Source organism: Porphyromonas sp. oral taxon 278 str. W7784 (genome assembly GCF_000467855.2).
GTDB lineage: Bacteria > Bacteroidota > Bacteroidia > Bacteroidales > Porphyromonadaceae > Porphyromonas.
In genome coordinates this window covers 256,352-273,425 of the sequence record NZ_KI259258.1, presented here as the reverse complement: position 1 = coordinate 273,425, position 17,074 = coordinate 256,352, and the positions used below count along the sequence as shown (strand labels likewise).

Sequence of the window (17,074 nt, the reverse complement as noted above, 5' to 3'; positions counted from 1 at the left end):
TTCGACGACCTACCGTAGGGTCCTTTTTAGGGCTTCCGAAGGCATCTCCTGGGAGGCCCTGCAATCCCGCTCCAGATCAGGCCTAGCGAGGGGCTAGCGCTTATAAAAGAGCTTCCCCCCATTCTCCGAGCTTGGCGCAGGGAGGATGAGGGGAGGCAATACACATCTACATCTTTATGAAAAATAGTCCGAAGATAGGAGCTTGAGCATCCTGATCTACGACATCTCAACCTCAGGCTCTCACACCCAAAAGTCAACTTTTCGACGGCAAATATAGACATTTATCCGAAAACAAAGCCGTCAGCAAGCAAAATAGACAGGACTCACCTTCTCCGAAGCTAGGAAAAAGCTTCTCCCAAGCGCTCCTTCCCGCTTGAGCAAGGAGTAAGGCTACGGACTCACGGCTCTACCCTCCCCAGCAGACCGCTATAGAAGGCATGCTGTACACGGGGTAGCCTCCGCCAACGAACGAAGCGCCCCCGCCAGTAGGCTAGACTACTAGCGGGGGCGCCTTCCCCTAGGAGGAGTGCTCACCGAGCGTGAGCTTCCTCCGGGAGATCCACAAACGAAGGTTTACTTCTGACGGGTGAAAGGCATCGACTCTACATCCTCGTCGATATCTACGTTCTCCGCAGAGTGCTTGCGTGAGATCCTCAGCAGATCTGACTTCTCATCGTAGGAGAAGGCTAGACCCTTGATCTGATCCTTCTGCTCCATAGGATTATGTTCGTTAGGGTTATTCTTACGAGCTTCTACAAAGCGCTCGCCGTAGCCGACGAACTCAGAGGACAGGAGGGTCAGCACGCCATCGGCATAGGAGTAGCGTCCAGCGATCGTCTCCTCGGTATTGAACTCAGCACTTAGATCATCCTTGTACTCCCCTTGAGTAACACGATAGTAGCGGAACTCATAGGTGCCATCAGCCTTGAAGGTCAGGCGATAAGTCTCCGTAAGCTTACCACCACTGGACACATGGGAGAGAGACCAAGTACCTAGTACAGCGGGGCCCTTAGGGGTCTGCTCTTCGGTCTGGGTCTTAGGGCTGTCCTTTTGGCAAGACACAAAGCCGAAGCCAAGGGCACCGGCTAGAAGTAGAGAAAAAATCTTCTTCATTGAATTGAGGATAAATAATTAGGGTAAAAGCTACACAGCCTCGAGGAGCTCATAGAGCCCCCCACAGGGCTGTGCGGCGGATCATAGAGACGAGAGGGCCAGCTCTAGTGAGAGGCTCGCCTCTGGAGAAATACAGTAGAAGGGGGGGGAAGCCTTCCCCTAGAAGGGAATGCTCACCGAGAGCAAGCTCCCTCCGAGAGGTCTATGACCGAAAGTTTACTTCTCACGGATGAAAGGCTTCTCCAGTGGCTCATCAGTGATCTCAATATTCGGAGAAGACAGCGTTCGAGAGATGGTCATGGTCTCAGCCTTTTCATCAACGAGCAGAACGAGACCATTCAGCTTACCATCTTCTGGCTCACTAGGCTGGCGATTTTCCTGCTTTCGTCTCTCAGCGAAGCGCTCTCCATACCCCACGAACTTAGTGGTCAGTATAGTAACCCGACCATCAGCGTAGGTATAGCGACCAGAATAGATCAACTCGTCATTGAACTCACTATCTAGATCATCCTTGCGCTCCTCCCGAGTCGTGATACGATAGTAGCGGAACTCATAGGTCCCATCAACCCTGAAAGCGAAACGTAAGGCTTGAGTGAAATCGCCATCTTTCAAAGCGTAGTACCAAGAACCACCGACAATAGAATAGCCCTTAGGGGTCTGCTCTTCGATCTGGGTCTTAGGGCTGTCTTTTTGGCAAGACACAAAGCCGAAGCCAAGGGCACCGGCTAGAAGTAGAGAAAAAATCTTCTTCATTGAATTGAGGATAAATAATTAGGGTAAAAGCTACACAGCCTCGAGGCGCTCATAGAGATCCCACAGGGCCGTGTGGCGGATCATAGAGGCGAGAGGGCCATCTCTAGTGAGGGGCTCGCCTTTGGGGAAGAGTGAACCGATTCGAAGGAGAGTATATCGGCTCCAGAAACAACACAGCCACCAAGACCTCGGAGAGATTCATGGTGGCTGTGTGGTAGAGATCTGAGGGGAGCGGATCGATCTATCCAGAGGATCGCCACCCTATAGACGTAGAAAGACGAACCCCCGCTCCTTGCGAAGCGAGGGTTCATCAAGAGAGGGATTATTCAGCGCTTTCGGCAGCTGGAGCTTCAGCCTTCGTGGAGCGACGTGAACGACGCGTCTTAGGAGCAGCCTTCTTCTCAGCCTTTTCCTTGAGCATGTTCTCGTTGTAGTCTACGAGTTCGATGAAGCAGACAGCAGCGTTGTCACCGAGGCGGTGACCCGTCTTGAGGATACGGGTGTAGCCACCTGGACGGTCAGCGATCTTCTCAGCGACAGGGCCGAAGAGCTCCTTGACAGCGTACTTATTCTGCAGCTCAGCGAAGACGATACGGCGAGCGTGCGTGCTGTCTTCCTTAGCGCGGGTCAGCAGAGGTTCGACATAGACACGCAGTGCCTTAGCCTTAGCGACCGTGGTGAAGATGCGCTTGTGCAGGATGAGCGATGCCGCCATGTTGGAGAGCATAGACTCACGGTGCGCCTTCTTACGCCCTAGATGATTGAATTTCTTATTATGTCTCATCTTTCTACTTAGTCATTATCTAATTTGTACTTGCTAACATCCATCCCGAAGTCCAGCCCTAGGCGCTCCATGAGATCGTTGAGTTCGTCCATCGACTTCTTACCGAAGTTGCGGAACTTATTCAGCGTCTCGCGGTCGAGGACCACTAGGTCAGCGAGCTTGAGGACATTGCCAGAGCGGAGGCAGTTCTGAGCACGGACAGAGAGATCGAGATCCTTCAGTTCCGTCTTCAGTAGCGCAGAGATACGATCGATCTCCTGCTGGTCTTCTGCTTCGACTACTTCGTCCTCGTCGTCAGCGGACTCCTCTACCTCTACGGGATCATCCGTGAAGAGGCGGAAGTGGTCGATGAGGATAGCAGCAGCATCCTTGAGCGCCTGTAGCGGATGGATACTTCCATCGGTCGTGATCTCGAGGATAAGCTTTTCGTAGTCGGTCTTCTGCTCTACACGGTAGTTCTCCGTGAAGTACTTGACGTTGCGGATAGGAGTATAGATCGAGTCGATAGCGATCGTCTGTAGCTCGTTCTCCTTCGCCGTGTCTACCTGCTTCTCATCAGCGGGGATGTATCCACGTCCCTTATTGATGGAGAGCTCGATAGTCAGCGAATAAGCTTCGTCGATGTGGCAGATGACAAGCTCTGGGTTGAGGACTTCGAAGGAGGACAGCTTACCGTTGAGCTCCCCGGCGAGGAATTGCTTCTGCGAAGAGATCGTCAGGCTGACGGTCTCCTCAGTAGCATCAGGCACAAGGGCACGGAAGCGGACCTGCTTCAGGTTGAGAATGATGTTAGTTACATCCTCCAAGACACCCGGAATAGTAGCAAATTCATGATTGACACCTTCGATCTTGATGGTCGAGATGGCGTAGCCTTCGAGTGAAGAAAGGAGTATGCGGCGCAGGGCATTACCAACTGTGGTAGCATAGCCCGGCTCCAGAGGACGGAACTCAAACTTAGCGTACGAGTCCGTCGCATCCATCATGAGGACGTTTTCGGGCTTCTGAAATGCTAATATTGCCATGTGAGTGAGATACTAGGGATTATTACTTAGAGTATAGTTCGACGATCAGCTGCTCCTTGATCTCCTCGGGGATATCTTCACGCTGTGGAGCGCCAAGGAACTTCCCAGAGAGCGAAGCCTGATTCCACTCAAGCCAGCTGTAGCTGCTGTGGCTACGACCAGCCAGAGAGTCGGTGATGACCTCTAAGCTCTTAGCCTTCTCACGGACACCGACGACCTGGCCGGGCTTGAGGGTGTAAGAAGGGATATTGACGACCTGACCATCGACGGTGATGTGACGGTGCGAGACGAGCTGACGAGCAGCAGCACGCGTCTTAGCGATACCGAGACGGTAGACGACGTTGTCTAGACGGCTCTCGAGGAGCTGAAGGAGCACTTCACCGGTAACCCCCTTAGAACGCTGAGCCTTCTCGAAGAGGTTGCGGAACTGACGCTCGAGTACGCCATAGGTGTACTTAGCCTTCTGCTTTTCCTTAAGCTGGATACCGTATTCGCTGGTCTTACGACGGCGGTTATTCCCGTGCTGTCCAGGAGGGTAGTTCTTCTTAGAGAGAACCTTGTCAGCACCGAAGATAGGAGCGCCGAGCTTACGGGCGATTTTTGATTTTGGACCTGTATATCTTGCCATTGTCTTCTATTGTTTGGCAGTACGAGACACCTCACATGTGTCAGGTGTGGGATCCTTAGGCGAGCGAGAGCGAGACGAAGGAGGACGGAGTGCAGCCGCGACCGGTTATGAGGAGAGGATAGATATATGAAAGTATAGCCAATCTATTCACTCGTCGTCGACCTGATCTTCTTCGCTAGGCTCGGTGGATCACCTATGCTCTCGGAAGAGATACGCTCCGGTGAGTGTATCTAGGCGAGAGCTTCTCTATCATGTACTGCGATCTTATGAAACTACTCTGTGATCTAAAGCGACATCAGGGATTAGACACGACGGCGCTTAGGAGGACGGCAACCATTGTGTGGCATTGGGGTCACGTCGACGATCTCGGTGACTTCGATGCCAGCACCGTGGATGGTACGGATAGCAGACTCACGGCCGTTACCTGGGCCCTTAACGAAGACCTTCACCTTACGGAGGCCCAGGTCATAAGCGACCTTAGCGCAGTCCTGAGCTGCCATCTGTGCAGCGTAAGGCGTGTTCTTCTTAGAGCTACGGAATCCCATCTTACCAGCGGAAGACCAGCTGATGACCTGACCATCGTTGTTGGTCAGAGAGATGATGATGTTATTAAAAGAAGAATGGATGTGAGCCTGACCCACAGCGTCGATCTTGACGACCTTCTTCTTTGCTACTACTTTCTTTGCCATATCAACGTCTATTACTTACTAGCCTTCTTCTTATTTGCGACAGTCTTCTTCTTACCCTTACGAGTACGAGCGTTGTTCTTCGTACTCTGACCGCGTAGAGGCAGACCGATACGGTGACGGACACCACGGTAGCAACCGATGTCCATCAGTCGCTTGATGTTGAGCTGGACTTCGGAGCGAAGGTCCCCTTCGACCTTGTATTCAGCGCCGATCACCTCACGGATAGCAGCAGCCTGGTCGTCGGTCCAGTCCTTGACCTTGATATTGCGATCGACCCCAGCCTTATCTAGGATCTTAGTAGCGCTGCTACGACCGATCCCGAAGATGTAAGTCAAGGCAATTTCTCCTCGTTTGTTTTGTGGCAAGTCGACGCCAACAATTCTGATAGCCATACTTATCTTGTTCGTTTAATATAGTCCGATGGTTAAGACTACCCCTGACGTTGCTTGAACTTGGGGTTCTTCTTGTTGATTACGTACAGACGCCCCTTGCGACGAACGATCTTGCAGTCGGCGGTGCGCTTCTTGAGTGATGCTCTTACTTTCATATCTATATAGGGTTATTTATATCTGAAGGATATACGCCCCTTGGTCAAGTCGTAGGGAGACATCTCCACCTTGACCTTGTCCCCTGGGAGGATCTTGATGTAGTGCATACGCATCTTCCCAGAGATATGGGCGGTGATGACGTGACCATTCTCTAGCTCTACCTTGAACATAGCGTTCGAGAGGGCTTCGAGGATGACACCGTCTAGTTCTATAGCTGCTTGCTTCGGCATAAGTGCGATTTACGACTTAAAACTCTCTGTCTACTAAGACTTCCTTGATGAAGTCAAACGAAGATAGGATATCGGCCTTGCCATCACGTATCGCTACGCAGTGCTCGAAGTGAGCCGATGGCTTACCAGTCTTCGTGCGGACGGTCCAGCCATCACGCTCGAAGACGACGTTCTTCGATCCCATGTTGACCATAGGCTCGATACAGATGCACATCCCAGAGCGGAGCTCGGGGCCAGTGCCTCGGCGACCGAAGTTCGGCACACCTGGCTCTTCGTGCATGTTCTTCCCGATACCATGCCCCTCCAGCTCGCGGACGATGTGGTAGCCTCGAGCTTCGCAGTACTGCTGTACAGCCGAGCCTATATCACCGACACGCTTACCTGCGACGGCATGTTCGATACCGACGTAGAGCGACTCCTTGGTGGTGCGTAGCAGAGCGAGCGTCTCAGGGGCTACCTCACCTACGGCGAAGGTATAAGCTGAGTCACCCGTGAAGCCTGCTAGCTTCGTACCGCAGTCGACAGAGACGATGTCACCATCCTTGAGTACGACCTTGGAGGAAGGGATGCCATGTACCACGTGGTCATTGACCGAGGTGCAGAGGCTCCCAGGGAAGCCATTGTATCCGAGGAAGGCAGGAGTAGCCCCGTTGTCACGGATGAACTCCTCAGCACGTCTATCCAGCTCCAGAGTCGACACTCCAGGAGCTATGATCTTAGCGACCTCTGCAAGCGTACGTCCCACCAAAAGATTGGCCGCACGCATCAGTTCGATCTCTTCGTCTGTCTTCAAGTAGATCATCTTAGTAAGCAGCTACTGAGCCTGTACGTCCCTTGATACGACCACTCTTGAGCAGACCATCATAGTGGCGCATCAAGAGATGGCTTTCGATCTGCTGCAGGGTATCTAGGACGACCCCTACAAGGATCAGGAGGGACGTTCCCCCGAAGAACTGAGCAAATCCCCCTGAGATACCGAGGACACGAGCGAAGGCGGGCATAATAGCCACGATAGCGAGGAAGAAGGCACCTGGGAGGGTGATGCGGTCCATGATCGCATCGAGATAGTCCTTAGTAGCCTTACCTGGCTTCACACCTGGGATGAACCCGTTATTACGCTTCAGGTCGTTAGCCATCTGCGTGGGGTTGATCGTGATCGCTGTGTAGAAGTAGGTGAAGAGGAGGATGAGGATAGCGAAGACAAGGTTGTACCAGACTCCGGTATTGTCCATGAAGGCCTGGATGAAGCCACTCGTGCTGTCCCCCTGAGCCCAGCTGAGGAGCGTGATGGGGAGCATCATGATCGTCTGCGCGAAGATGATCGGCATGACGTTAGCGGCATTGACCTTCAGTGGGATGTACTGGCGAGCACCGCCGTACTGCTTGTTCCCCACGACACGCTTAGCGTACTGCACGGGCACACGACGCGTACCCTGTACCAGCAGGATAGCACCGGCCATGACGAAGAGCAGGAAGACGATCTCGAAGAGGAACCACACAAGCCCCCCGGCACCGCCGGAGGCACGTGTACCCCACTCCGTGAGTACAGCACTTGGGAGACGAGCGATGATCCCGATCATGATGATCAGAGATACACCATTACCCAAGCCCTTGTCGGTGATACGTTCGCCGAGCCACAGGACAAACATGCTCCCTGCAGCCATGACGACGATCGCATAGATATCGAACCATAGCCCTTCGGGGAGAGCACCCCCAGCATTACGCAGCTGCATGTTCAGGTTGACCAGATAAGCCGAACCCTGGACGAGCAGGAGGAGCACAGTCAGATAGCGTGTCCACTGGTCGATCTTGCGGCGTCCACTCTCACCCTCCTGCTGTAGCTTCTGGATAGAAGGAACAGCGATGGCGGCGAGCTGCATGACGATGGATGCGGAGATATAAGGCATGATCCCCATAGCGAAGATCGAGGCATTAGAGAATGCCCCCCCAGAGAACATATCTAGGAGTGCCATCAGACCTTCGCTCGTCTGCTTATGTAGAGCGCTGAGCTGGTTAGGATCGATCCCTGGGATGACGATATACGACCCCAGGCGATAGATCAGGACGAAAAACAAGGTGGTGAGGATCCGCTGACGCAGCTCCTCTACCTTCCATATGTTTTTCAGTGTCTCTATAAAGCGCATGAGCTACTAGAGTTTTACTGCACTGCCTCCCTGAGCGATGATAGCTGCTTCAGCGGACTTGGAGAAAGCGTTAGCTTCCACTTCAAGCTTCAGGCTGAGCGTACCGTTACCAAGGATCTTGACAAGATCATTCTTACCGATGAGACCGGCTTCGATGAGGTCAGCCTTAGCGACACGGGTGAGGCCCTTAGCCTCAGCTAGGCTCTGGAGCGTAGCGAGGTTGACGGGTGCATATTCGACACGATTGATATTCTTGAAGCCGAACTTAGGCAGGCGGCGCTGGATAGGCATCTGCCCCCCTTCGAAGCCAATCTTCTTAGAATAGCCCGAGCGGCTCTTAGCTCCCTTGTGACCACGAGTAGAAGTACCCCCGAGACCAGAGCCTGGACCACGGCCGATGCGCTTGCGCGTCTTGACGGAGCCCTCTGCGGGCTTCAAACTAGATAAATCCATTTCTTTTCTGTCTTTCTTTATAGGGTGATTACTCTACGATGCGCACCAGGTGCTTGACCTTCTCGACCATCCCACGGATCTGTGGGTTGTCGTTATGCTCGACGATCTGATTGAGCTTCTTGAGCCCGAGAGCCTGGAGCGTGAGCTTCTGAGTCTTAGGGCTCTTGATCTTGCTACGTACTTGTTGGATCTTTATCGTTGACATTGTACTTACAGTCTAGTGATGATGATTAGCCCTTGAATACCTTTTCGACGGAGATACCACGCTGACGAGCGACCATCAGAGGCGAACGCATCTGAGTGAGTGCTTCGATAGTAGCCTTGACGAGGTTGTGTGGGTTAGAAGAGCCCTTGCTCTTAGCCAGGACGTCCGTGACACCGACACTCTCTAGGACGGCGCGCATAGCACCCCCAGCCTTCACCCCAGTACCGGCAGAAGCGGGCTTGAGGAAGACACGAGCACCGCCGAATGAAGCGGACTGCTCATGAGGGATCGTACCCTTGTGGAGAGGGATCTGCTTGAGGTTGCGACGAGCAGCTGCGCCACCCTTCTGGATAGCTGCGGATACTTCGCCAGCCTTACCGAGGCCGAAGCCGATGCGACCCTCTTCGTCACCAACGACGACGATGGCAGCGAAGGTGAAGGTGCGGCCCCCCTTGGTCACCTTGGTGACGCGGTTGATAGCCACGAGGCGTTCGACGAGCTTATCCTTCTGCTCGGAGTCTCTATTCATCTTTGAGCGATTATCTGACATTGCGATAGACGGTATTAAAAGTTAAGACCTGCCGCACGTGCAGCATCTGCGAGCTCCTTCACACGGCCGTGGTAGAGGTAGCCATTACGGTCAAATACTACGGTGGACACTCCAGCAGCCTGAGCAGCCTTAGCTACTTCAGTACCGACGAGTGCAGCGATCTCCTTCTTCGTCCCTTCAGCCGTGAGCTTCAGAGAAGAGGCACTAGCCAGGGTGACGCCGTCGACATCATTGATCACCTGCGCATAGATCTGCTTATTGCTTCGGAATACCGTCAGGCGAGGACGCTCTGCCGTACCGCTGATCTTGGCACGTACACGCGTCTTGATCTTCTGTCTTCTTGTTTCTTTCTGTGGCATGATTGCTTTATACGTGTTTATAGCGGTTTACTTACCTGCGCTCTTACCAGACTTGCGACGAACCTCTTCACCTTCAAAGCGAATACCCTTACCCTTGTAAGGCTCTGGCATACGGAAGGAGCGGATCTTAGCGCAGACCTGACCGAGGAGCTGCTTGTCAGCGGAGGAGAGGATGATCAGAGGGTTCTTGTTACGCTCTGTCTTCGTCTCGACACTGATTTCCTTAGGCAGCTGAAGGTAGACATTGTGCGTGAAGCCGAGGGAGAGCTCAAGGATCTGGCCCTGGTTAGAAGCACGATATCCGACCCCGACGAGTTCGAGGGTCTTAGAGAAGCCTTCGGAGACCCCGACGACCATGTTGTGGATCAGGGCACGGTAGAGACCATGCAGCGAGCGGTCTTCACGCTCGTCACTGCTACGACGTACGATGACCTCGGCGCCCTCTACGGCTACCTCGATACGAGCATCGATACTCTGAGAGAGTTCACCCTTAGCGCCCTTGACTGAGACGACGCCATCCTTCACGGACACCGTGACCCCTGCGGGGATGCTTACTGGGTGCTTACCTATTCTTGACATAGTTCTTGTACCTCCTTGCTTTAGTAGATGTAACATAGCACTTCACCGCCCACCTTGAGCTGCGAAGCTTCCTTATCGGTCATGACACCCTTCGAAGTAGAGAGGATAGCGATACCGAGACCATTGAGTACACGAGGCATCTCACGATACCCTACATACTTACGAAGACCTGGGCGAGAGACACGCTTAAGAGCCTTGAGTGCATTGACGCGGCCCGTACGGTCGTACTTCAGCGCCACCTTGATGCTCCCCTGAGGGCCATCTTCGACGAACTTGAAGTTGAGGATGTACCCCTTGTCGAAGAGGATCTTCGTGATCTCTTTCTTTAGATTAGACGCGGGGATCTCGACCACACGGTGGCCCGCCTTCACTGCATTACGCAGGCGCGTCAGATAATCTGCAATAGGATCTGTCATTAAAATTGAGAATTAAATTGATCCGGACGTCCCGGACAATATTTAAACATACTGCTTGGTGCTCTCTGCCATCTACTTACCTCCCTCACGAGAGGGCATAGAGGCACAAAAAGCATGCAAATTTACGAACTATTTGCGACTCCTGCAACTTCCACAAGCATAGGCATATCGTATCAACTCAAACGGACTCATTGGAAGGCTAAATTCGCCCCCTTCTTCACCCCTTCCCCCCACCCTTTCGAGGGAATGAAGACCCACAGAACTGCCCCTCGACTCCCTACTCACTCTTCAAGGCAAGCGTGGGCTGGATGCCCTACTTTATTATATAGTATACCCAGAGCTATCTGGGGGTAAAAGCGACAGCGTCCCCCTGCCACCTTCGGGGCAGAGGGACGCTGTGATACGACTGGGGATGCACTACAGCCGGAAGCCGTAGCTGACACTCCACACGATCGGATACTCCTTGTCCTTCAGCGTGCTTTCCCAGCGGCTTTTCGTCCCCGACTCATACCTTGACCACCAGGCACTGACACCGACAGAGAGGCCGAGATAGCTTGACTCCCCGATACCGAAGACCCAGCCAAGGGTAGGCACGACTCCGTAGCTCTCTCTGGAAGACTCATACCAGTGAGAGATATCTTTACGGCGGACACGCTCAGGCTCGAGCAAGCTCCATCGAGGCAGAACGACCGATCCTAAGAGCCCGACATAGCCTCCCGTACGGAAGCCAGCCCCCGATGATTCTCCAGAGAAGTAATAACGAGGACCAAACTCCGCCGCAGGAAGAAGCCCTAGGAAGGAGAGCTTCTTATCCTCTATCGATAGAGCAGGCAGAAGCCCCACACGAGCACTCAGACTGAAGTGCCCTCCAAGTGGATGCTCATAGTAGACACCATTAAACATACCTAGTTCGAGGCCGAAGGTGGGGCTTGCCACCTCCTGAGCCTTAGCGACCTGGAGCGACAAAGCGAGGAGCGCTCCTGCAGTAAATAGTTTTGCTTGCATACGCCTATCTTATTTGAGATTCGCACCTAGATCAATAGAAGACGTAGCCCAATCAGAAGGGAGGAGCACCTCCGCTTCGCTCAGCCCAAGTCTTCCTGGGGGTAAAGATAAATAAAATGGCTATCTACACACGCCCCGCCACAAGCCTCTCAGAGCCCTCCTCCCAGAGGGGCAAAATAAAACCTACTTCGTCGAGACGACCCACGGTAGGTCGCAAGTGAAACCTACTGTAGGTTTTTTCGACGACCTACCGTAGGGTCCTTTTTGGGGTCTCCAGAGTACGCATTCTAAGCGGGTTTGAAGCACCCTCGATTGAGCACCCAAAGTTCGCTCACCTTGGAGCCGAAGATACCCCTCGGGAAGCGCTCCAGGTCAGTGCATCTCCCCTTTTCGCTATCTTTGTGTAAAGCAATAGTTTAGAAGACATGAATCTATCCTCCATCAAGCAGCTTCTCCTGAGCAAGGGCGCACGGGTACTCCTGACCTTCGTCGTGGCTTCGCTTGTCGTCATGCTACTGGCCCCTAGAGATAGGAGCTTCCAGTATACCTTCAGTAGTGGCAAGCCTTGGGCTTATGACCTCGTCACAGCTCCCTACGACTTCCCCATCTACAAGTCCGCCGAGCAGCTACGTATGGAGCAGGACAGCATCCGTCAGGAGACGCTCCCTGTATATACCTACGACGCCGACCTACTTCCCCGCAAGCTCAACCAGCTCCATGATAGCTATGAGAAGCGCTTCACCACGACGATCCCCCGGGCCTACTACGACTTCCTCAGGGAGGAACTTCGGCAATACTACACCAATGGGATCATCCAAGCGGCTAATCTCAGTTCGCTCAAGGAGCAGGGGATGCTGGAGGTCAATCTCCTCGGGGCAGACAATGTCCTCACACGCAAACCCATCACCCAGTTCTACAGCTTGAAGGAAGTCTATGACCTGATCTTCGAGCACGCAACTAAGGCGGGACTTCAGCGGGACGAACTGCAGAAGATGAGTGTCGCCTCCTACCTCGAGGATAACGTCCGCTACGACAAGGAATATTCGTCGAAGCTACTCAACGACGCCCTCGGTCACCTATCCTCGTCGTCAGGACTCGTACAGCAGGGCGAGCGAATCATCGACCGAGGTGAGATCGTCACTCCCTATATATATAATGTACTCCGCTCGCTACGCATCGAGCAGATCGAGCGTATGGGGGGCGAGACACAGTCGGTCTTCAATCTCGGCCTTCTGCTCTACTGTGCCCTGCTCTTCGGCGTGCTAGCCACCTACCTCCTACTCTTCTGCCAGAGCTTCCTCCACCACCCGAAGAACCTACTTCTCCTGCTGGTGCTCATGGTGAGCTTCATCGCCTTGACGGAGCTTCAGGCCAGTGCAGGGCTCTTCCCGATACAGGTCATCCCGTACGTGATGCTCCTACTGCTCCTGCGCATCTTCTTCGGGAGTCACCTGGCGCTCAACGCCTACCTCATCACGATACTCATATCGGCGTACTTCGTCCCAGCAGAGCCCCTCGCCTTCATCTTCATCCAGGTGGCAGCGGGCTTCACAGCGCTCTTCTCCCTGCAAAGCCTCACCTCACGCGGACAGATCATCAAGGCAGCCTTCATCGTGTACCTGATCTACATCGGCGCCTCGATGATCATCCAGCTGATCCACGAAGATTCGATCACTTCGGACTACTGGATCCAGCTCCTCTACTACGGGATCAACCTGATCTTCCTGATGTTCTCCTACATCCTAGCCTTCGTCATCGAGCGTATCTTCGACTACGTATCTAATATCCGTCTGGTCGAACTCAGCGATACGAACATGCCCCTCCTACAGGAGCTCTCCGAGATCGCTCCAGGGACCTTCCAGCACTCGTATCAGGTATCGATCCTGGCCACAGCCGCAGCGATGAAGATCGGAGCGGATACGCAGCTCGTGCGTACAGGCGCCCTATACCACGACATAGGCAAGATGCTCCATCCTGAGTTCTTCACCGAGAACTCTCCCGTGAGCAATCCCCATAAGTTCCTCACCTACCAAGAGAGCGCCCGGATGATCATCCGCCATGTCACCGACGGGATCACACTGGCGCAGAAGCACGGACTCCCTGATCCCGTCATCGAGTTCATCCGCACGCATCACGGACGGAGTACGACCCGCTACTTCTACAATTCGTATGCGAATGAGCATCCCGACGAAGAGGTAGATCCCGAACCCTTCACCTATCCCGGGCCCAACCCGTACACCCGTGAGCAGGGGATCCTCATGCTCGCAGATAGCGTCGAGGCTGCTAGCCGCAGTCTCAGCGAGTACACCGAAGAGGGCATCCGTAGCCTCATCAATAAGATCGTCGATAGCATCGTGGCCGAAGGACTCCTCAACGACACTCCTCTTACCTTCCACGATATCAAGGAGACCAAGGAAGTCTTCTACCTCAAGCTCAAGACGATGTACCACGCTCGTATCGCCTACCCTGACAAGAAGAAGTAAGCCCCTCTCCCATGCGATCCCCCATCTTCCTCATAGGCTTCATGGGCTCGGGCAAGAGCACCGTGGGGCGACATCTAGCCGATCATCTTGGCTTCCGCTTCATAGACACCGACGTCTTCATCGAGACTAGGTTCAGGGAGCGAATCACCGATATCTTCGCTCGGTATGGTGAGGAGACCTTCAGACGAAGGGAGCGTATGGCGATCGAGGAACTCATGAGCATGCCCGAGACGATCTTCGCTACCGGCGGAGGGCTTCCCTGCCAAGGAGACACGATGGACCTCCTACTCGAAGCCGGCCATACCATCTATCTCCGTGGGTCAGCGCCCGTGCTTGCCTCCCGTCTGGAGCTCTGTAAGCGCACCCGCCCGACCATCCGAGATAAGAGCGGGGACGAACTATTGGACTTCGTCAAGCAGAGCTTAGAGCGCCGAGCTCCGATCTATAGCCGAGCACATGCGGTCTACGACATCGACGAAGTCGACACCGTAGCCAAAGAGCGTCTCCTAGCCGAGGAGATCGCCCGTAGCCTCGACCTCGGGTAACCCCCATCCAGCACCCTCCCTACCAACCGGATACAATAGAAGAGCGCCGAGAAGCAGTCTACTGCTTCTCGGCGCTCTTCTTTGTAGTAAGTGACTCCGACAGGATTCAAACCTGTAACCTTCTGATCCGTAGTCAGATGCTCTATTCAGTTGAGCTACGGAGCCATACTCCATCATCCTTCTTCCCAGTCTCCAGCTAGTGACTCCGACAGGATTCAAACCTGTAACCTTCTGATCCGTAGTCAGATGCTCTATTCAGTTGAGCTACGGAGCCCTAGTTGCCAAGAGGGTGCCTTGGATGATTTCGCTTGCAAAAGTATGCTTTTTTTCTTTACCAGCCAAATGCTGAGCAAGGACGGTGGCAGAAGGCGGGAAATTACGGATGATTTCCCCGCCCTTCGATATACTCTAGGGGGAGGAAAAGCAAAGGGGAAACGCCCCAACTAACCACCACATTTTTAGCAGTATACCCCAAGAACGGGAAGTGCCTGCACAGAGCCTCTATTGAGCACCTTCGGGTAGGGACAAAATAAAAACTACGGTAGATCGCAAGTGAAACCTACTGTAGTTTTTTTCGACGACCTACCATAGGTCGCTAATGAGGGTCTCCCGACGCCCTTCCCTTTGCGTGGTGGGAGCGAGGCCGTAGAGCCATCCGATCATCTCCTGCCAGCCCCGTGAACTAAGCAGAGAGTATGAGAGGAAAGGAAAAGGGGAAGGACGACGGAAGGAAAAGACGGAAGGGACAGGGGCATATACAAAAAGAGCGAGGAGCAGATCATCTATCGTGATCTACTCCTCGATGGTGGTCAGCATCATCAGCTGTCAGAGCGGAAGACGGGGCTCAAACCCGCGACCCTTAGCTTGGAAGGCTAATGCTCTATCAACTGAGCTACTTCCGCATTCCTTATTGGAAGCAATTGTTTGGTGGGCAGTGATGGATTCGAACCACCGAAGGCGTAAGCCAGCTGAGTTACAGTCAGCCCCATTTGGCCACTCTGGTAACTGCCCATTCCGTTTCTTTGCAGTGCAAAGGTACGAACTATTTGTGAACTGTGCAAATGGGACGGCACATTTTCAGCGCAGTCTCTGCTGCTTCGGCACCCTTATTGCCTAGGCGTCCGCCTGCACGCTCCTCTGCCTGCTCGATCGTTTCGGTCGTTAGGACGCCGAAGATGACAGGGGCAGGGATCGCTCGGAGCCCTGGTACAGAGGTCGCATTCAGCTGGGAGAGTCCGAAGGTCACCCCCTGACAGATGTAGTCGAAGTGGGGCGTATCTCCACGGACGACACAGCCGATGGCGATGACGGCATTCACCGTAGGATCCTCGAGCAAGCGTGCCGAAGCGTTCACCAGTTCGAAAGCACCTGGCACACGGAAGACAGTGACCTTCTTCGTCTGCTGACGGCGGAGCACTTCGAGCGCTCCCTCCAGCAGAGGTTCGGTGATATTATAGTTCCACTCCGCCACAGCGATGCCTATGTGTAGGCCTTCACCTGAGGGGACTTCGCTGTGGTAGGAGGAGGAGATATGGTCGATGGTCGACATAGCTAATTCTGTGTAGGGGCTAGCGATTACTTACCCTGAGCTGCCTGAGCACGCACCAGATCAGCCTCTACCGTCTCAGCTTCGGGAGCGGTGTAGTACTTCGTCTTGACTTCGTTGTACAGAGCGATCGCCTTGTCATACTTGCCCTGCTTCTCATAGACGTGACCAGCCTTGATGAGGCAGCTAGGGGAGATGGCTTCATTGTTAGCCTGCTTAGCTGCCGTCTCGTAGGCCTTCACAGCATCGTCGAGCTTACCGAGCTGGACGTAGCAGTCGCCGATGATACGCTGGATCGAAGGAGCGACGACAGCTTCGTCGGAGGAGAACTTCTTCAGCTCCGTGAGGGCTTCCTGATACTTCCCCATATCGTAGAGGCAGATACCGCTGTAGGCATGAGCGAGGTTCGCCGCATCAGTGCCCGAGAAGTTCTTAGCGATCGCCTCGAAGCCCTGCGTGCCAGCACCCTGGCCCTTGAGGGCAAGGCTGTCCTGACCGAGCATGAAGCTATCTTCGGCGACGAACATCTGTGCCGTAGCCTTCTCACTCTTAGGGATCGTCACGAAGCGATGGTAAGCGAAGAAGCCTAAGGCGATGACCAGAAGGGCTGCCACTGCGATGATGATCTTCTTGCCGTGACGCTCGAAGAAGAGTTCACCCTTGAGTACCTGTTCGTCGATCGTGTCTAGGGTATCGTGCTCACGATGCTCTTGATGTGCCATACGTATTTATCTATTTTTTTGTTGGTTATTCTATTCAATCAGTGGGGCAAAGATACGATTTTCCGAGGAACTACGTGCAGTAATCCCTCCTCGGAGCGGGGCGAAGGAAGGAGAGCCCCACAGCCTGAGATTCACCCCCATCTCTGAGGTGCGAACCCTAGGGGCTCAAGGGCTGTGAAGCACCCCCTAGAATGAGGCTTTCTCTCGAAGGCGTATTCTCGAAAATCAGACCATCCCACAGCCCGCATAAACAGAGGCTTTCGAGAGGCCCCAAAAACGACCTACGGTAGGTCGTCGAAA

Annotated in this window: 22 protein-coding genes and 4 tRNA genes; 2 read left to right on the top strand and 24 right to left on the bottom strand. The window is 53.8% G+C overall.

Annotated features, from left to right (window positions below; all coding sequences use genetic code 11):
• Positions 1–573 precede the first annotated feature (573 nt).
• From HMPREF1556_RS07735 to HMPREF1556_RS07650, 18 genes are all read right to left on the bottom strand, one after another.
• Positions 574–1,113 (bottom strand): hypothetical protein, encoded by a 540-nt coding sequence (locus HMPREF1556_RS07735; RefSeq protein ID WP_021667865.1) that lies wholly within the window; start codon positions 1,111–1,113, stop codon positions 574–576.
• A 216-nt stretch (positions 1,114–1,329) separates the two neighbouring features.
• Positions 1,330–1,866, bottom strand: coding sequence for a hypothetical protein (locus HMPREF1556_RS07730; protein WP_021667864.1), 537 nt, complete (start codon positions 1,864–1,866; stop codon positions 1,330–1,332).
• Between the two features lie 322 nt (positions 1,867–2,188).
• A complete protein-coding gene (gene rplQ, locus HMPREF1556_RS07725; protein ID WP_021667863.1) occupies positions 2,189–2,650 on the bottom strand; it encodes a 50S ribosomal protein L17 in 462 nt (153 codons plus the stop codon).
• 8 nt (positions 2,651–2,658) lie between these two features.
• Positions 2,659–3,672, bottom strand: coding sequence for a DNA-directed RNA polymerase subunit alpha (locus HMPREF1556_RS07720; protein ID WP_021667862.1), 1,014 nt, complete (start codon positions 3,670–3,672; stop codon positions 2,659–2,661).
• Between the two features lie 22 nt (positions 3,673–3,694).
• Positions 3,695–4,300, bottom strand: a complete 606-nt coding sequence (gene rpsD / locus HMPREF1556_RS07715) for a 30S ribosomal protein S4 (RefSeq protein WP_021667861.1) — start codon at positions 4,298–4,300, stop codon at positions 3,695–3,697.
• Positions 4,301–4,602: 302 nt separating this feature from the next.
• Entirely contained in the window at positions 4,603–4,989 is a 387-nt protein-coding gene (gene rpsK, locus HMPREF1556_RS07710) for a 30S ribosomal protein S11 (RefSeq protein WP_005468193.1), read from the bottom strand.
• Positions 4,990–5,000: 11 nt separating this feature from the next.
• Positions 5,001–5,381 carry a 30S ribosomal protein S13 gene (gene rpsM / locus HMPREF1556_RS07705; RefSeq protein ID WP_021667860.1) on the bottom strand — a complete coding sequence of 127 codons (381 nt, stop codon included), beginning with the start codon at positions 5,379–5,381 and terminating at the stop codon, positions 5,001–5,003.
• 38 nt (positions 5,382–5,419) lie between these two features.
• Positions 5,420–5,536 carry a type B 50S ribosomal protein L36 gene (gene ykgO / locus HMPREF1556_RS07700; protein ID WP_009433293.1) on the bottom strand — a complete coding sequence of 39 codons (117 nt, stop codon included), beginning with the start codon at positions 5,534–5,536 and terminating at the stop codon, positions 5,420–5,422.
• A gap of 12 nt (positions 5,537–5,548) precedes the next feature.
• A complete protein-coding gene (infA, locus tag HMPREF1556_RS07695; RefSeq protein ID WP_005468188.1) occupies positions 5,549–5,767 on the bottom strand; it encodes a translation initiation factor IF-1 in 219 nt (72 codons plus the stop codon).
• A gap of 16 nt (positions 5,768–5,783) precedes the next feature.
• Complete coding sequence (map, locus tag HMPREF1556_RS07690; protein ID WP_021667859.1) at positions 5,784–6,569, bottom strand: type I methionyl aminopeptidase; 786 nt, start codon at positions 6,567–6,569, stop codon at positions 5,784–5,786.
• A 1-nt stretch (position 6,570) separates the two neighbouring features.
• Positions 6,571–7,911, bottom strand: a complete 1,341-nt coding sequence (gene secY / locus HMPREF1556_RS07685) for a preprotein translocase subunit SecY (protein ID WP_021667858.1) — start codon at positions 7,909–7,911, stop codon at positions 6,571–6,573.
• A 6-nt stretch (positions 7,912–7,917) separates the two neighbouring features.
• Positions 7,918–8,364: a 50S ribosomal protein L15 gene (rplO, locus tag HMPREF1556_RS07680; RefSeq protein ID WP_021667857.1), complete on the bottom strand. Its 447-nt coding sequence runs from the start codon at positions 8,362–8,364 to the stop codon at positions 7,918–7,920.
• A 28-nt stretch (positions 8,365–8,392) separates the two neighbouring features.
• Positions 8,393–8,569 (bottom strand): 50S ribosomal protein L30, encoded by a 177-nt coding sequence (rpmD, locus tag HMPREF1556_RS07675; RefSeq protein WP_021667856.1) that lies wholly within the window; start codon positions 8,567–8,569, stop codon positions 8,393–8,395.
• A gap of 25 nt (positions 8,570–8,594) precedes the next feature.
• The gene (gene rpsE, locus HMPREF1556_RS07670; RefSeq protein ID WP_021667855.1) at positions 8,595–9,119 is read right to left on the bottom strand and encodes a 30S ribosomal protein S5; all 525 of its coding nucleotides are present in this window, start codon (positions 9,117–9,119) and stop codon (positions 8,595–8,597) included.
• 14 nt (positions 9,120–9,133) lie between these two features.
• Positions 9,134–9,478: a 50S ribosomal protein L18 gene (gene rplR / locus HMPREF1556_RS07665; RefSeq protein ID WP_021667854.1), complete on the bottom strand. Its 345-nt coding sequence runs from the start codon at positions 9,476–9,478 to the stop codon at positions 9,134–9,136.
• A gap of 27 nt (positions 9,479–9,505) precedes the next feature.
• Complete coding sequence (rplF, locus tag HMPREF1556_RS07660) at positions 9,506–10,057, bottom strand: 50S ribosomal protein L6 (protein ID WP_021667853.1); 552 nt, start codon at positions 10,055–10,057, stop codon at positions 9,506–9,508.
• Positions 10,058–10,077: 20 nt separating this feature from the next.
• Entirely contained in the window at positions 10,078–10,473 is a 396-nt protein-coding gene (gene rpsH, locus HMPREF1556_RS07655; protein WP_021667852.1) for a 30S ribosomal protein S8, read from the bottom strand.
• Between the two features lie 417 nt (positions 10,474–10,890).
• Positions 10,891–11,478 (bottom strand): hypothetical protein, encoded by a 588-nt coding sequence (locus tag HMPREF1556_RS07650; protein WP_021667850.1) that lies wholly within the window; start codon positions 11,476–11,478, stop codon positions 10,891–10,893.
• A 425-nt stretch (positions 11,479–11,903) separates the two neighbouring features.
• Here HMPREF1556_RS07650 and HMPREF1556_RS07645 point away from each other — a divergent pair, with 425 nt between their 5' ends.
• Positions 11,904–13,961, top strand: coding sequence for an HD family phosphohydrolase (locus HMPREF1556_RS07645; RefSeq protein WP_021667849.1), 2,058 nt, complete (start codon positions 11,904–11,906; stop codon positions 13,959–13,961).
• Positions 13,962–13,972: 11 nt separating this feature from the next.
• A complete protein-coding gene (locus HMPREF1556_RS07640) occupies positions 13,973–14,506 on the top strand; it encodes a shikimate kinase (RefSeq protein ID WP_021667848.1) in 534 nt (177 codons plus the stop codon).
• A gap of 91 nt (positions 14,507–14,597) precedes the next feature.
• On the opposite strand, the gene HMPREF1556_RS07635 is transcribed toward HMPREF1556_RS07640, so the two are convergent.
• The 6 genes from HMPREF1556_RS07635 to HMPREF1556_RS07610 form a co-directional block, all read right to left on the bottom strand.
• Positions 14,598–14,671, bottom strand: a tRNA-Arg gene (locus tag HMPREF1556_RS07635).
• 35 nt (positions 14,672–14,706) lie between these two features.
• A tRNA-Arg gene (locus tag HMPREF1556_RS07630) sits at positions 14,707–14,780 on the bottom strand.
• Positions 14,781–15,335: 555 nt separating this feature from the next.
• Positions 15,336–15,408, bottom strand: a tRNA-Gly gene (locus HMPREF1556_RS07625).
• A gap of 23 nt (positions 15,409–15,431) precedes the next feature.
• A tRNA-Tyr gene (locus HMPREF1556_RS07620) sits at positions 15,432–15,517 on the bottom strand.
• 31 nt (positions 15,518–15,548) lie between these two features.
• The gene (ribH, locus tag HMPREF1556_RS07615; RefSeq protein WP_021667847.1) at positions 15,549–16,055 is read right to left on the bottom strand and encodes a 6,7-dimethyl-8-ribityllumazine synthase; all 507 of its coding nucleotides are present in this window, start codon (positions 16,053–16,055) and stop codon (positions 15,549–15,551) included.
• Positions 16,056–16,081: 26 nt separating this feature from the next.
• Entirely contained in the window at positions 16,082–16,774 is a 693-nt protein-coding gene (locus tag HMPREF1556_RS07610) for a tetratricopeptide repeat protein (RefSeq protein ID WP_021667846.1), read from the bottom strand.
• Positions 16,775–17,074: the final 300 nt, after the last annotated feature.